Genomic DNA, 14409 nt, shown 5'->3' on the forward strand with positions numbered 1-14409 from the left:
ATGCATTCTGCGAAGCAAAGGGAGAAACGTCAATCCGCCACCTTCACTGCCCGAACAGCTTCCACCGTGTCGGGCGGAAACGGATGTCGGCGCCGACGGCGACGGGGGCGTCGAGGGGCACTTCGATCTCGAGATGGTAGGGCTCGTGGCCGTCATTGGCGACGTCGATTTCGGCGATGCGGGTGCCGGCGAGGCGGCGGCAGGCGGTGACCTTGCCGTAGAGCGAGTGGCTGTCGGTGGTGACGACGACGTCCTGCGGGCGGAAGAACAGTTCGCCCGGTCCTTGGCCGTTCTCGGTCGTGCCGATCGGCTCGCCCTGGAACAGCACGGTCTTGTCGCGGACCGTGACGGGCACATGCGAGGACTCGCCGATGAAGGAGAAGACGAAGGGCGAATTGGGCGTGTCGTAGACGTCGTCGGCGGTGCCGACCTGCTCGACCCGGCCCTGGCTCATCACCACGACCCGGTCGGCGAGCTCCAGTGCCTCTTCCTGGTCGTGGGTGACGAAGAAGGTCGTGTGGCCGGTGCGGTCGTGGAATTCTTTCAGCCAGCGGCGCAGTTCCTTGCGCACCTTGGCGTCGAGCGCGCCGAAGGGCTCGTCGAGAAGCAGCACGGTCGGCTCGATCGCCATGGCGCGGGCGAGCGCCACGCGCTGGCGCTGGCCGCCGGAGAGCTGCGCCGGATAGCGCTTCTCCAGACCCGACAGATGCACCATGTCGAGCAGGTCCGAGACGCGCTTCCTGATCTCGTGGGCCGGCGGGCGGTTGGCTTTGGGGCGCACCTTCAGGCCGAAGGCGATGTTTTCCGCGACCGTCATGTGGCGGAACAGCGCGTAGTGCTGGAAGACGAAGCCGATATGGCGCTCCTGCACGCTCTTTTCCGAGGCATCCTCCTCGCCGAAGAAGATCTTGCCGGCGGTCGGCTGTTCGAGCCCGGCGATCAGGCGCAGAAGCGTCGTCTTGCCGGAGCCCGAGGGGCCGAGCAGCGCGATCAGCTCGCCGGAGCGGATCGACAGCGACAGGTCGTAGAGTGCCGGAAACTGGCCGAACTCCTTGCGGATATTGGTGATCGTGACATCCATCGGGAGGACCTTTCAGTGTTTGCGGCTGCCGGCGATCGCATGGCCGTAGCGAAGTTCCAGAACGGTCTTCAGCGCCAGCGTCACGAGGGCAAGGAGAGCAAGAAGCGTCGAGACGGCGAAGGCCGCGACGAAATTGTATTCGTTGTAGAGGACCTCGACATGCAGCGGCATGGTTTCGGTGAGCCCCCGCACATGGCCGGACACCACCGAGACGGCGCCGAACTCGCCCATGGCGCGGGCGTTGCAGAGCAGCACGCCGTAGAGCAGGCCCCATTTGATGTTGGGCAGCGTCACGTACCAGAAGGTCTGCCAGCCGCCGGCCCCGAGCGACAGCGCCGCCTCCTCGTCGCCGGTGCCCTGTTCCTGCATCAGCGGGATCAGTTCGCGGGCGACGAAGGGGAAGGTGACGAAGACGGTGGCGAGCACGATGCCGGGCACGGCAAACAGGATCTCGATGCCGTAGCTCTTGAGGAACGGGCCAATCAGACTCTGCGAGCCGAACAGCAGCACATAGACCAGGCCGGAAATGACCGGCGAGATGGAGAACGGCAGGTCGATCAACGTGATCAGGAAGGTCTTGCCCTTGAACTCGAACTTGGCGATCGCCCAGGCGGCAGCCACGCCGAAGACCAGGTTGAGCGGCACGGCGATCGCCGCGACCGTCAGGGTCAGCCGGATCGCCGACTTGGTGTCGGGATCGCCGAGCGCCTCGAAGAAGGCGGGAACGCCCTCGCGGAAGGCCTCGATGAACACCAGGAGGAGCGGCAAGAGCAGCACGAAGGCCATGAAGGCCAGCGCCACGGCCATCAGCGAGAAGCGCGCGAGCGGGCTTTCGGTCGAGGCGTCGCGGAAACGGGGCTTGGCCATGGAGGCGGACTTAGCGGACATTGGCATATCTCCTCCGGCTCCACATCTGCAGCAGGTTGATGAACAGCAGCATGGCGAACGAGATCACCAGCATGATGCAGGCGATCGCGGTGGCGCCGGCATAGTTGAACTCCTCCAGCCGGATGACGATCAAAAGCGGCGCGATCTCGGAGACATAAGGAATGTTGCCGGCGATGAAGATGACCGAGCCGTATTCGCCGACGCCGCGGGCAAAAGCCAGCGCGAAACCGGTGAGGATCGCCGGTGTGAGCGCCGGAAGGACGACGAGCCGCAGCGTCTGGAACCGGGTGGCGCCGAGCGTGGCCGAGGCCTCCTCGACCTCGCGGTCGAGCTCCTCCATCACCGGCTGGACCGTGCGCACAACGAAGGGCAGGCCGACGAAGACGAGTGCCACGACGATGCCGACCGGGGTGAAAGCGATCTTGATGCCGAGCGGCGCCAGGAGCGACCCGATCCAGCCGTTCGGCGCATAGAGCGCGGCAAGCGAGATGCCGGCGACGGCGGTCGGCAGGGCGAAGGGCAGATCGACCACCGCGTCGAGCAGGCGGCGGCCGGGAAAATCATAGCGCACCAGCACCCAGGCGACGATGACGCCGAACACGGCATTGATGGCGCCGGCCACCAGAGCCGAGCCGAAGCTCACCTTCAGGGCGAGCATGGTGCGCTCGTCGGTGGCGATGGCAAAGAACTCCACCCAGCCGAGCGAGGCGGAGCGCCAGACCAAGCCCACCAGCGGGATCAGGATGATCACCGTGAGGTAGAAAATCGTGTAGCCGAGCGTCAGCCCGAAGCCCGGCAGGATGCTCGGCTGGCGCCAGTTCTTCATGGTTCGTCCTGTCGTCATTCCCGTGTCCCGTCGTCCATAATGCCCCGAATTGCGCCTGCGACAAGCCCCGGCCTCTTCGAGAGGTCGGGGCTTGTCGCAGGCGGATGGACGATCGCCTACCGGGCCGGCGTGTAGATCTGGTCGAAGATGCCGCCGTCGGCGAAGTGGGCAGGCTGCGCCTTGGCCCAGCCGCCGAAGATCGGATCATCGATCGTGACGAGATCGATCTTGGCGAATTTTGCCAGGTCTTCCGCCGCCACGAGTTCCGGCTTGGACGGACGGTAGAAGTGCTTGACCGCAATCTTCTGGCCCTCTTCCGAATAGAGGTACTGAAGATAGGCCTCGGCGATCTTGCGCGTGCCCTTGGCATCGACATTACCGTCTACGACGGCAACCGGAGGCTCGGCGAGGATCGACTGCGGCGGCGTGACGATCTCGAAAGTGTCCGCGCCGAATTCGGCACCGGCCAGGTAAGCCTCGTTTTCCCAGGCGAGCAGCACGTCGCCGATCTGGCGCTGGGCAAATGTCGTCAGGGCGCCCCGCGCGCCGGTATCGAGCACAGGGGCGCGCTTGAAGAGCTCGGCGATGTATTCGCGGATCTTCGCTTCGTCGCCGCCGTACTGCTTGTGGGCCCAGGCCCAGGCGGCCAGGTAGTTCCAGCGGGCACCGCCGGAGGTCTTCGGATTGGGGGTGACGATCTGCACGTCGCCCTTCACCAGGTCGCCCCAGTCGTGGATCGCCTTGGGATTGCCCTTGCGCACCAGGAAGACGATGGTCGACGTGTAGGGCGACGAGTTGTTTTCCAGACGGCCGCGCCAGTCCTTGGCGATCTTGCCGGTCTTTTCGGCGATGGCGTCGATGTCGCCTTCGAGCGCCAGCGTCACGACATCGGCGTCCAGTCCGTCGATCACCGAACGGGCCTGCTTGCCGGAACCGCCATGGGACTGCTGGATGGAAACCTGCTCGCCGGTCTCGGCCTGCCAGTGTTTGGCGAAGGCGGCGTTGTACTCCTTGTAGAGCTCCCGGGTGGGGTCATAGGAGACATTCAGCAGGCTCGTCTCGGCATGGGCTGAAACGACGAGACCTGTAGACAGCGATAGCCCGACAAGGAACCTGCCCAACTGTTTCGTAAAGCTGTTCATCGCAACCTCTCCTTTCCTCATTTCCTGAGGTTAAGACTACTGGACAGGTCGTGTTAGTCAACGCGAGCCAAAAAATAGCAAAACAGTACCCTGAGCCGCAGGGCGAGGGAAAACGCCGGACCGCCCTCGATGCAAGAACGCAGGTAATTTCGTTCGCGAAACAGCGATGTCACAGAAAAGTCACGTTGGCGAAAACCGACGACCGCGGGCACCGGCGCGAATTATTTTCCGGCCCCGGCGGCAGGCTCAGACCGTTTCCTCGGCCGCGGTCCGGGCTTCGTGTCCGTTGAGCGCATCGGCGATCGTCGTGGAAAACAGCACGGCGCGCGTCTCGTCGGCGACGCGGGCAAAGACATGGCGGACCTCGCAATCGCTTTCGCCGTTGCAGTCCTCGCAGCGGCGATAGGCGGTCAGCGACAGGCAGGGCAACGGCGCGATCGGCCCGTCGATCAGCCGAAGCACCTCGCCATAGGTGATCTCGTCCGCGGGTCTCAGGAGAAGATAACCGCCCTGCTTGCCGCGGCGGCTGGCGACCATGCCGTTGCGCTTCAGGTCCAGCAGGATCTGTTCGAGGAACTTCTTCGGGATGTTCTGGCGATCGGCGATGTCGGAAATCTGCAAGGGTTCGCCGGCCTCGGCGCGCGCCAGGGCCGAAAGCGCTCGCAAGGCGTATTTGGCTTTCTGCGAAATCATCGAAGAACCGATTGCTGGCCGATGCGGTCCCGCGACCGCCTGTTTCGCAGCGTTTAGCCCAATTCGCATGGAAAAACAAATTGGCTCCGGCTATTCTGGCGGACGGACGAGGAAGCGGGCGCGGCGGCGGCTTTTCTTCCGAAAGCGCCCGCAAGAGAGATATTTGCTCGCCGGTCCGGTAGTTTGGGAATGGCTGTTTCTCGTCCTGCCGGCATTTTGTTGCGATACTTTCATACAGCTCAGCTAGCAGGATCGACACATGACCTCCCAAGACCAGCAGACGCGCGCGGCACGGCTCGATGCCGAACTGACCAGCCTCGACCTTCCCGGCCGGCTGGCCCTGGTCGCCGCGTTCGGCGGCCGCGCCGTCTTCACCACCAGCCTCGGCATCGAGGATCAGGTGATCACCGCCGCGATCGGCCTTGCACGACTGCCGATCGACGTCTCGACGCTCGAGACCGGCCGCCTGTTCAAGGAAACGGTCGACCTGATCGGCGAGACCGAAGAGCGCTTCGGCATCGAGATCAGGCGCTTCCATCCGGAACAGGACGACATCGACGCCTATGCGGCGAAATACGGCCTGAACGGCTTCTATGAAAGCGTCGAGGCACGCCACGCCTGCTGTCATGTGCGCAAGCTGGTGCCGCTCGCCAAGGCCCTTTCCGGCGCCGCGATCTGGGTCACCGGCCTTCGCCGCGGCCAGTCAGGCAACCGCGCGGCGACGCCGTTTGCCGAATACGATGCGGAGCGCGATCTCATCAAGGTGAACCCGCTGGCCGACTGGTCGCTCGAAGACATCAATGCCTATGTCGAGGCCGAGGCGGTGCCGACCAATCCGCTGCACAAGCGCGGCTATCCCTCGATCGGCTGCGAGCCGTGCACCCGGGCCATCAAGCCCGGCGAGCCGGAGCGCGCCGGCCGCTGGTGGTGGGAGAACGATGAGAAGCGCGAATGCGGCCTGCATGTGCCGGAAGCGGCGGCGACGCCGCTGGAACGCACGCCGGCCTGATTTTAGCGGCTTTTGCCCCTCTCCCTGACCCTCTCCCCGCAAACGGGGAGAGGGGACGGAAACGCCGCAGCAAGTCCCTTCTCCCCGCCTGCGGGGAGAAGGTGGCGGCAGCCGGATGAGGGGCAAGGCCCGACCAAATGATACCCGGCATCACCGGGCGCCAAGGACAAGAGACAATGCATCATTCGGAATTCGACCCCCATTCCAAGGACCAGCCGGCCAAGCCGCCGCTCGATCCGCATCTGAAGGCGCTGGAGAACGAGGCGATCCACATCTTCCGCGAAGTGGCCGCCGAGTTCGACAAGCCGGTCATGCTCTATTCGATCGGCAAGGATTCGTCCGTGCTGCTGCACTTAGCGCGCAAGGCCTTCTATCCCGGCCGCGTGCCCTTTCCGCTGCTGCACGTGAATACCGGCTGGAAGTTCGCCGAGATGATCGCCTTTCGCGACGAGATCGTCGAACGCTACGACCTCGACCTGATCGAGCACATCAATCCGCGCGGCGCGGCCGAAGGCGTCACCCCGTTCAGCCACGGTTCGGCGCTCTACACCGACATCATGAAGACGGAAGGGCTGCGCCAGGCGCTCGACGCCGGCCAGTTCGACGCCGCCTTCGGTGGTGCGCGCCGCGACGAGGAGGCGAGCCGCGCCAAGGAACGCATCTATTCCTTCCGCACCCCCGACCATCGCTGGGACCCGCGTAACCAACGGCCCGAACTGTGGAACATCTACAACGGCCAGATCCGCCGCGGCGAGAGCGTGCGCGCCTTCCCGCTGTCGAACTGGACCGAGGTCGACATCTGGCGCTACATCCAGGCCGAGGACATTCCGCTGGTACCACTCTACTACGCCAAGAAGCGGCCTTACGTGGAGCGTGACGGCATGATGATCCTCGCCGAGGATCCGCGCCTCGAATTGCTGCCCGGAGAGGTCAAGCAGGAAGGCATGATCCGCTTCCGCACGCTCGGCTGCTTCCCGCTCACCGGCGCCATCCGTTCGACCGCCACGACGCTGGACGAGGTGATCGCCGAGCTTGAAATCGCCACCGTGTCCGAACGCCAGGGCCGGGCCATCGACCGCGACCAGTCGGGATCGATGGAGAAGAAGAAACGCGAAGGATATTTCTGAGATGACCGCCGCCATTACCGCCCTCGCCGCCGAGCTTCCGGACGTCCATCCGGCCTTCGTGACCCGCGATTCGCGTCCGCTGCGCCTCATCACCTGCGGCTCGGTCGACGACGGCAAGTCGACGCTGATCGGACGCCTGCTGTGGGACACCAAGGCGGTCAAGGAAGACCAGGCCGCGACGCTCCACCGCGATTCGGGCAAGCAGAACGACCTCGGCCTGCCCGACTTCGCGCTGCTGCTCGACGGCCTGCAGGCCGAACGCGAACAGGGCATCACCATCGACGTCGCCTATCGCTACTTCGCCTCGGACAAGCGCTCCTTCATCGTCGCCGACACGCCCGGCCACGAGCAGTATACCCGCAACATGGCGACCGGCGCCTCGACCGCCGATCTCGCCATCCTGCTGGTCGATGCACGCGCCGGCTTGCTGGAACAGACCCGCCGCCACGCCACCATCGCCTCGCTGATGGGCATCAAGCAGTTCGTGCTGGCGGTCAACAAGTTCGACCTCGTGGGCTACGACCGCGCCGTCTTCGACCGGATTTCCCATGATTTCAAGGAACTGGCGCTGACGCTCGGCGTGCGGCAGGTGACCGCCATCCCGATGTCGGCGCTGAAGGGCGAAAACGTCGTCTATTCCGGCGCGGACGTCATGCCCTGGTACGACGGCCCGACACTGGTCGAGGCGCTCGAACTCGCCACGCTGCGTTCGGCCCAGACTACCGGCTTCCGCCTGCCGGTGCAGCGCGTCTGCCGCCCGGGCGAAAGCTTCCGCGGCTATCAGGGCACGGTTGCCGGCGGCGCGGTCAAGCCGGGCGACGGCGTGGTGATCCTGCCATCGGGCCAGATCGCCAATGTCAAACAGATCGTCACCTTCGATCTGGTGCGCAATGCGGCGGTCGCCGGCGACGCCATCACGCTGGTGCTCGACCGCCAGGTGGACGTGTCGCGCGGCGACATGATCGTCTCGCTCGACAGCCAGCCGCAGTCGGGCCTGTCCTTCGACGCGCATCTCGTGGCGCTGCAGCCGGACGGCATCCAGCCCGGCAAGCGCTACTGGCTGAAGTCGGGCTCGCGTCGTCAGCGCGTGCAGGTCAATCCGGTCTCCCAGCTCGACCTCAAGTCGGGCAAGTGGAACCCGGCCGAGGCGCTCGCCATGAACGCCATCGGCAAGGTGCACCTCGCCTTCGACGAGGCGGCGATCTTCGACCCCTACGAGCAGAACCGCTCGACCGGCGCCTTCATCCTGATCGATCCGGACACCAACAATACGGTGGCCGGCGGCATGATCACGGCCAAGCGGGCCGATCTCGGCGGGCTGAACGCCAATGACGGCCGGGTGATCCTGTCGCTGCCGGCCGATCTCGCCGAGCAGATCCTGGCGACTGAACTGCTCGCCAGCCGCCGCGACGAGGTGGAATCCCGCCGCATCACCAATGCCGCCGCCCGCGACCTGTTCGACGGCATCGACGGCTGAGACGAAATTCTCCCCGGACGCCGAGCGTCCCGCATGCCCGCTCCCTCACCCGGAGCGGGCTTTTTTCGTTTCCGACGGATTGGATCAGGCCTTGCCGTCGCGGCGGACCGGAGCGCCGCGGGCGATGTTCAGTTCCTCGCGCACCACTTGCCCGTTCTCGTCGAGGACGGCGCGCCAGATGCGATTGCCGATGCGCAGGCTCAAGCGGCTCGTGCCGGCATCCTCTCCCTCGCCCACTTCGACGGTGCTCTTGACCAGACCCTGCTCCTGCTGGCGGCGGAAATCCTTCGGCGCCAGGCCGAAGCGCTGCGCGATCTCGGCCGGATCGAGGATGAAGTCGCCATTGCCGTCGCGTTCGATCTGCATGACATGCTCCGTTTCCCTGCCGGCGCTCTTCGCTCGGAGGCACGCATCAGTTCGGCGCGCGCCTCTCGATGACCGCAGGTCTTCAACCGCCACATCGGCATGCGTTTTGCCGTTGGTCAAGAGCAAGGCGTGTGCGAGACAGCCACCTGCGGCGCGGCGCCGCTTTGTCCCGGCCCTGTCCGAAACGAAATTTCGCCTGCCGGCGTCACAGCCAGCCAGGTTCGATCGTCATAGGGACGTAACTCCCAACAAGGATCAAGGAGCCTCCCATGCCCGAAAGCAAGGCAATCCGATACGAAGTTGAAATTCCCGAGGTGTTCAAGGCGCTTCAGGGCGTGCATGCCGCGATGGACGAGAACGGTCTCGAGCCAAGCCTTCACCATCTCGTGGTGCTCCGCGCATCGCAGATCAATCGCTGCGGTCACTGCGTGAAGATGCACACCAAGGAAGCCCGCACTGACGGCGAGACCAGCGACCGCCTCGACCGACTGATCGTCTGGGACCATGTGAACGATTTCACCGACCGGGAAAAGGCCGCCCTTGCCTGGACCGAAGCGCTGACCGTTCTCGACAACCGCACGGATCTCGGCATGCTGAGGGTGCGGCTCCGCCGGTATTTTTCCGAGCGGGAAATCGGTATCCTGACGGCGACGATCGGCATGATCAACATGTGGAACCGCATCCAAGTCTCGAGGCACTGACATGACCGGTCAGCCGACTTACATCGCCTTCGAAGAGGCCCGGCAAAGGCTGCTGGGCCTTGCTTATCGCATCCTCGGCTCGCGGGCCGACGCCGAGGATGCCGTACAGGACACATTTCTCAAGTGGCAGGCCGCCGACCGAGGCGAGATCGGCAACCCAGCCGCCTGGCTCACTACCGCCTGCACACGACGCTGCCTCGACCTCCTGCGGGCCGCCCATCGCAGCCGGGTTTCCTATGTCGGCGCGTGGCTGCCGGAGCCGATCCACACGCCAATCGACAACGAGGCGGAAAACCACCTCGAACTCGCCTCGACGCTGACGACGGCGTTTCTGCTGATGCTGGAACGACTGACGCCCAAGGAGCGGGCGGCCTATTTGCTGCACGACATCTTCGAGCTTCCCTATGCCGAAATCGCCGAGACACTGGACATGCAGGAAAGCGCGGCTCGCAAACTCGTCTCCCGCGCCAAGGCCAATATCGTGCTGGCCAAGGTTCGGCATGTGACGCCGCTCGAACGGCAAGATGCGCTTGTCGCCGCCTTCCACGGCGCCATCACCAGTGGGACGCCATCGCAACTGACCGCACTGCTGTCCGACGACATCCGGCTCAGCGCCGACGGCGGCGGCAAGGTTGTGACGATTGGCCGGACGCTTTCGGGCAGGCAGGAGGTGCTTGCCTTCTTAGTGGACCGCCTGCACGCATGGTGGGCGGACTATGGCTGGATGCGGGCCGATATCAGCGGTTCACGCGGCCTGATCCTGACGAAGAACGATGCGACCGTCGCCGCCGTCACCTTCGGCTATGACACGGATGGACGGGTGACCGACATCTTCATCATGCGTAATCCGGACAAGCTCGCCGGTCTCGCCACCAGTGCGCTCCACTGAGAAAGACGGCCCGCCCTTCAGGCAGGCCGAAGCACACGACACCCAAGCCGAGATTCTAAATGCCTCGACAAGGCGTGGGCGAAGCCATGCCCGCAAGCCCCACCGTTGCCCAATCCCTCAACGCGGAGATTTCGAAATGACCCAGCTCTCCTCTCTCCTTCTCCTGAAGACCGTCCTTCTGTCCGGGCTTGCGCTCTGGCTTTGCGTGGTGGTTCTCAACAATCTGACCGCCTTTCGCGGCGGCGTCTTCGCCGTCGGCTCGATGATGGCGATGCAACTTTTCGACGAAGCTCCGCCGATCCGCTCACCGCTTCTTTCCCGCCGCGTCACGGCCGAAGGTTGGCACCGGTTGATCTATGGCTTTATCGTCGTTTTGGAAGTCGTCGTTGCGCTGCTGCTCGTCTATGCCGCTATAGCATCGCTTGGAGCATTCCTCGGATATGCAAATGCGAGCTTCGCCGTGGCGCGCGCGAATTTGGCGCTCTCCGGCTTAGTCGCGATGGGACTGATCATGCTCGTCGGCGGTGCGTGGTTTGCCTATTACATCCGGCAGGAAGGCATGCAGATCACGCATCTGGCGCTGATCGGCCTTGGTGTCATTGCGGGCATCGTCATCAACATGCCTGCGGGATGACACCGGGCAGTCGCATCCCCGATGCGGCGAATCGCGCAAAGCATCGGCAGAAAACGAAAAAAGCCCGCGAAAGCGGGCTTTTCTAGCTGGTCGGAGTGGAGTGATTCGAACACTCGACCCCCACGTCCCGAACAACAGGAATGGCGGCAGAAGTGCGCATTTGCGGGCATTCCATGGTGCCGTTTGGTCCATTGAAACACCCTTTGTTCCGTTCAAACGTTGCCAATCATTGCCGTAGATTCGAACCGTCGACCCCGTAGTCCCGCCATGAGAACCGTGCGGCCTACAGGGCCTAGCCACCACTACAGAAAGGAACTTCATGAAGATCTTAGCAATCCGTCCGGCACCGCCTGGCGGCAATACGCTTGCACGATTTGACGCCGAGTTGGCGCCCGGCGTGAAAGCCTACGGGCTGAAGCTTGTGCAAGCCAAGACAGGTCTTCGCGTTTACGGACCGTCCATCAGCGGAGGACCGGCCGTGACATTTGCGCCTGAAGTCGCCGCACAACTCGCAGTCATCGCCGAAGGGGAAATCGCCCGCCATGAATACAGCAATTGATTTAGCGTCGCGGCTTTCCTCGAAGGAGCGGCAAGTGTCGGTCTTGGAAACGCGCATAGGCAAATACTTAGAGCGCCGCTCTGGCGTCACATTAGTTGAGTTGTCCCGCGACATACCAGGGTTCACTGGCGACGCCACATGGGGCCGTGAAGACCAGAATGTCGTGCTTTGGGGAGATATGTCGCAAGCAGCCATAGCTGCGATGAAGAACCTGCTGGAAGCGGGCCGCATAGTACCGACGGCTACGAATTGGTTAGTGTATAGCTTTGACGGCGGCGTGCTCGACATGCCGGTAGCCGACAGCATCAGCCGCAAATACAGCAAGCCTCGTTTGCTGCCCGTCGTCTTCGCTGGCAACAGGGAGGCCGCGTAAATGGTCTCTTTGAAGACTAAGACCCCTAAACGCCTCGAGGTGTCCGACCTTGTTCTGGAGTTCCAGAACGCGATAATCGATTTGGAGCTTGGACGTGGCAATCCACGCGATTACGCGGAAGCACTGACCGCAGCGGCCACACGGATGGAGGCTGGCGTTCAAGCCCACGTCGACAAGCGGGTTGCTTATCGACTGCGCTTCACCGAGCCAGCCAACGACAACGACCCTTTTCCAGGAATCCTGTCTTCTGGCGCCTTCGTAGGCGGATTCGCGCCTCCGGACTATCTCGTCGACGGCATCGTCCAGTCCGGCTTTCTGTACTCAATCACTGGTCAAACAGGCAGCGGCAAGACCGCAGTAGCGCTGCTGCTGGCCGCTTGTATTGATATGGGCGAATCCTTCGCGGGCCATGAGGTGAAGGCGGGCCGCGTACTGTACTTCGCTGGAGAGAACCCGGACGACGTGAGAATGCGCTGGATTGGATTGTGCCACGAGCTAGGCGTCTCCCCTGAAGATATCGACGTGCATTTTATCGAGGGCGTTTTTTCCATCACGGACTTTGCCGAGCGCATTGAAAAGGACGTGGCCGCATTGGGTGGGTGCGCCGCGATATTCGTCGACACAACGGCCGCGTTCTTTCCTGGCACGGACGAGAATTCGAACGTGGAGATGGGACAATATGCGCGCCTGCTCCGCTCTTTGACTCGCAACGAGGGGCGCCCTGCCGTTCTCGCGGCAAGCCATCCCATCAAGAACGCTTCGGGCGACAACCTTCTTCCTCGCGGCGGGGGCGCTTTTCTCAATGAGGTTGACGGAAACCTATCGCTCGCGAAGAAGGGCGACCGTTCCTCAGAGTTGCATTGGCAAGGAAAATTCCGCGGGCCGGAGTTCAAGTCAATCATGTTCGACTTGCCGGAGGTGCGCGTTCCCACGCTTGTTGATAGCCGAGGCCGTGAGATTCCCACTGTCCGCGCCGTGGCGGTCGGTGAGACAGAAATCGCCGCTCGCGCAAACGCAGCTAATCGTGATGACAGGCTGATGCTTATGGCTATACGCGCTGATGGCAACCGCTCGCTCAAGGAATTGGGTGAGGCAATCGGGCTAGGTGTTGAAGAGGTAGCAAAGCGGAAGGCCCAAACAGTCACGGACCGGCTGAAGCGGCTGGACATGATTGTGTGGGAACTGGGTGTTTGGAAGCTCACCAAAAAAGGCGAAGCTGCCGCTACGCAGGCGGCTCAGGCCGAACACGCTGACCGTACGGCAGCGAAAGCGGCGGAGGGTATCATTGCCGGCGCACGACGAAAGCGTACCGCGTGAGCGTACCGACCACGGCGAAGCGGTACGGAGATCGAAATACGCATTATAAAACAAACGTTTACTCCGTACCGAATGCAATGACTGCACGACCAAAAAACCAACTCTTGGCGGGTGTGGGGACTTAGTCACCACCCCGCCAATGGGAGAACACTCTACCGTACGTACGTACCAATTCTCTATAGGGCGCACGGTACGGTACGGCCATATTCACCACAACAACAATGAGGAGAGAACGGTAAGTGACAGAAGTGATACCACTAATCGAACAACTGAAGGGCCTGCACCCGAAGACAGGCAAGCCCGTCACTGTCGTCGGCGTTGACGCCTCGTCCGCCATTCCGCGGCTCGTTGTTATCAGTCGCGGACCGGACGGCATTTTCGCGGAAGTCGTCGACTACGTTGACCATGGGAGCGGAGCATAAACGCGCACCACACTAACCCAAAGAAAGGAAAGCCATGACCGCACCGCAGACTTCCGACGTCGACAAACCGTATCGCGGCAGGCGGTTGACCTGGGCAGAGTTCCACGGGCTAACAGGTCGCGAGCCACCGAAGGCTGCGAATGATAATGGGTGCGGCCAACACCAATCCGTCAAAGATATGAGCGCCAATAATCTTCCGAGATGATGTGTATTGGTATCCCTGCTTCGCGCATCTCGACGGCTTTGATAATCTTGTTCCCGAACGAAGAGTGCTTCCACGATTCCGTGGCATAGACGCCGATCACGAGGTAGTCGGTCTTCCTGTTCAGACTTCCAGAAAGCGCTCCGAGTTTGAAAACTGCGTCCTCGCAGTGCTTCCTCTGCCCAAAGTTAAACGTCCCCGTGAAACAGAAGTTCTTCCCCATGAACGAGAGTGTGGGAGACGGGTCGCACAATGGAAGTGTGGATGCCTTGAGCGTCTCGCCGAGCTCGAAGTCCCGATTTGAAAAGCGGTTGAGCGTATCCAAGAGCTCTTCCTTCTCATCATCGTCGACCTGGCCATCTGACAGTATTTCGGCCACCCGTTGGTAAAGAGTTCGAAGCATCGGGTGATTGCTCGCAGCAATGTTCGCTAAAAGCCACTTCTGGAGGAATTCGACTTCGGCCTGGTTGATCATTCCGTCTGCGACAAGGCCGCGCGCCAACCCTATGAGCTCGTCTATCTGACGACTATCAATTCTATCATTCGAGACCTGGTACAGAAACCGCTCATCCATCGCCACCTCCCCTTTTGCGGGAATAGTGACAAGGTTTGCAATCAAGTCAATGCCCCCCCCAACCCCAGGGGGCCTCAAAGTCCACCGCGTCGCGGCCGCGTATCGGCCGTCCCCCACAGCACTAACGCT

Annotated in this window: 16 protein-coding genes; 9 read left to right on the forward strand and 7 right to left on the reverse strand. The window is 62.7% G+C overall.

Annotation, left to right across the window (positions count from 1 at the left end; translation table 11 throughout):
• Window positions 1–43 precede the first annotated feature (43 nt).
• From AC07Y0_RS13405 to AC07Y0_RS13425, 5 genes are all read right to left on the reverse strand, one after another.
• The gene (locus AC07Y0_RS13405) at window positions 44–1081 is read right to left on the reverse strand and encodes a sulfate/molybdate ABC transporter ATP-binding protein (RefSeq protein WP_498678009.1); all 1038 of its coding nucleotides are present in this window, start codon (window positions 1079–1081) and stop codon (window positions 44–46) included.
• Window positions 1082–1093: 12 nt separating this feature from the next.
• Window positions 1094–1969: a sulfate ABC transporter permease subunit CysW gene (cysW, locus tag AC07Y0_RS13410; protein ID WP_498678011.1), complete on the reverse strand. Its 876-nt coding sequence runs from the start codon at window positions 1967–1969 to the stop codon at window positions 1094–1096.
• Window positions 1959–2813 carry a sulfate ABC transporter permease subunit CysT gene (gene cysT / locus AC07Y0_RS13415; protein ID WP_498678014.1) on the reverse strand — a complete coding sequence of 285 codons (855 nt, stop codon included), beginning with the start codon at window positions 2811–2813 and terminating at the stop codon, window positions 1959–1961. Before cysT ends, cysW begins: the two co-directional genes overlap by 11 nt.
• Window positions 2814–2911: 98 nt before the next feature.
• Window positions 2912–3937: a sulfate ABC transporter substrate-binding protein gene (locus AC07Y0_RS13420; protein WP_498678018.1), complete on the reverse strand. Its 1026-nt coding sequence runs from the start codon at window positions 3935–3937 to the stop codon at window positions 2912–2914.
• Window positions 3938–4183: 246 nt separating this feature from the next.
• Window positions 4184–4630, reverse strand: coding sequence for an RrF2 family transcriptional regulator (locus AC07Y0_RS13425; protein ID WP_498678021.1), 447 nt, complete (start codon window positions 4628–4630; stop codon window positions 4184–4186).
• A gap of 259 nt (window positions 4631–4889) precedes the next feature.
• On the opposite strand from AC07Y0_RS13425, the gene AC07Y0_RS13430 reads away from it, so the two are divergent.
• From AC07Y0_RS13430 to cysN, 3 genes are all read left to right on the forward strand, one after another.
• A complete protein-coding gene (locus AC07Y0_RS13430) occupies window positions 4890–5639 on the forward strand; it encodes a phosphoadenylyl-sulfate reductase (RefSeq protein WP_498678023.1) in 750 nt (249 codons plus the stop codon).
• A 176-nt stretch (window positions 5640–5815) separates the two neighbouring features.
• Complete coding sequence (gene cysD / locus AC07Y0_RS13435) at window positions 5816–6766, forward strand: sulfate adenylyltransferase subunit CysD (RefSeq protein WP_454744965.1); 951 nt, start codon at window positions 5816–5818, stop codon at window positions 6764–6766.
• Between the two features lies 1 nt (window position 6767).
• On the forward strand, window positions 6768–8243 hold the full coding sequence (gene cysN / locus AC07Y0_RS13440) for a sulfate adenylyltransferase subunit CysN (RefSeq protein WP_498678027.1): 1476 nt from the start codon (window positions 6768–6770) through the stop codon (window positions 8241–8243).
• An 84-nt stretch (window positions 8244–8327) separates the two neighbouring features.
• Here cysN and AC07Y0_RS13445 read toward each other — a convergent pair whose 3' ends face one another.
• Window positions 8328–8609: a DUF6522 family protein gene (locus AC07Y0_RS13445; RefSeq protein ID WP_454744963.1), complete on the reverse strand. Its 282-nt coding sequence runs from the start codon at window positions 8607–8609 to the stop codon at window positions 8328–8330.
• Window positions 8610–8878: 269 nt separating this feature from the next.
• Between AC07Y0_RS13445 and AC07Y0_RS13450 the strand changes: the two genes are divergently transcribed.
• The 6 genes from AC07Y0_RS13450 to AC07Y0_RS13475 all read left to right on the forward strand — a co-directional run bounded on the left by AC07Y0_RS13450 (window position 8879) and on the right by AC07Y0_RS13475 (window position 13082).
• Window positions 8879–9310, forward strand: coding sequence for a carboxymuconolactone decarboxylase family protein (locus AC07Y0_RS13450; protein WP_498678029.1), 432 nt, complete (start codon window positions 8879–8881; stop codon window positions 9308–9310).
• 1 nt (window position 9311) lies between these two features.
• Window positions 9312–10199, forward strand: a complete 888-nt coding sequence (sigJ, locus tag AC07Y0_RS13455; RefSeq protein ID WP_498678030.1) for an RNA polymerase sigma factor SigJ — start codon at window positions 9312–9314, stop codon at window positions 10197–10199.
• 136 nt (window positions 10200–10335) lie between these two features.
• On the forward strand, window positions 10336–10833 hold the full coding sequence (locus AC07Y0_RS13460; RefSeq protein ID WP_498678034.1) for a DUF2165 family protein: 498 nt from the start codon (window positions 10336–10338) through the stop codon (window positions 10831–10833).
• A 319-nt stretch (window positions 10834–11152) separates the two neighbouring features.
• Entirely contained in the window at window positions 11153–11392 is a 240-nt protein-coding gene (locus tag AC07Y0_RS13465) for a hypothetical protein (protein ID WP_498678037.1), read from the forward strand.
• Window positions 11376–11765: a hypothetical protein gene (locus tag AC07Y0_RS13470; RefSeq protein WP_498678039.1), complete on the forward strand. Its 390-nt coding sequence runs from the start codon at window positions 11376–11378 to the stop codon at window positions 11763–11765. The genes AC07Y0_RS13465 and AC07Y0_RS13470 overlap by 17 nt, the downstream gene beginning before the upstream one ends.
• Complete coding sequence (locus AC07Y0_RS13475) at window positions 11766–13082, forward strand: AAA family ATPase (RefSeq protein WP_498678041.1); 1317 nt, start codon at window positions 11766–11768, stop codon at window positions 13080–13082.
• Window positions 13083–13674: 592 nt separating this feature from the next.
• On the opposite strand, the gene AC07Y0_RS13480 is transcribed toward AC07Y0_RS13475, so the two are convergent.
• Window positions 13675–14280, reverse strand: a complete 606-nt coding sequence (locus AC07Y0_RS13480) for a BRCT domain-containing protein (protein WP_498678042.1) — start codon at window positions 14278–14280, stop codon at window positions 13675–13677.
• Between the last annotated feature and the right edge of the window lie 129 nt (window positions 14281–14409).

The sequence above is a fragment of the Allorhizobium sp. GW101-3B10 genome (assembly GCF_059424725.1).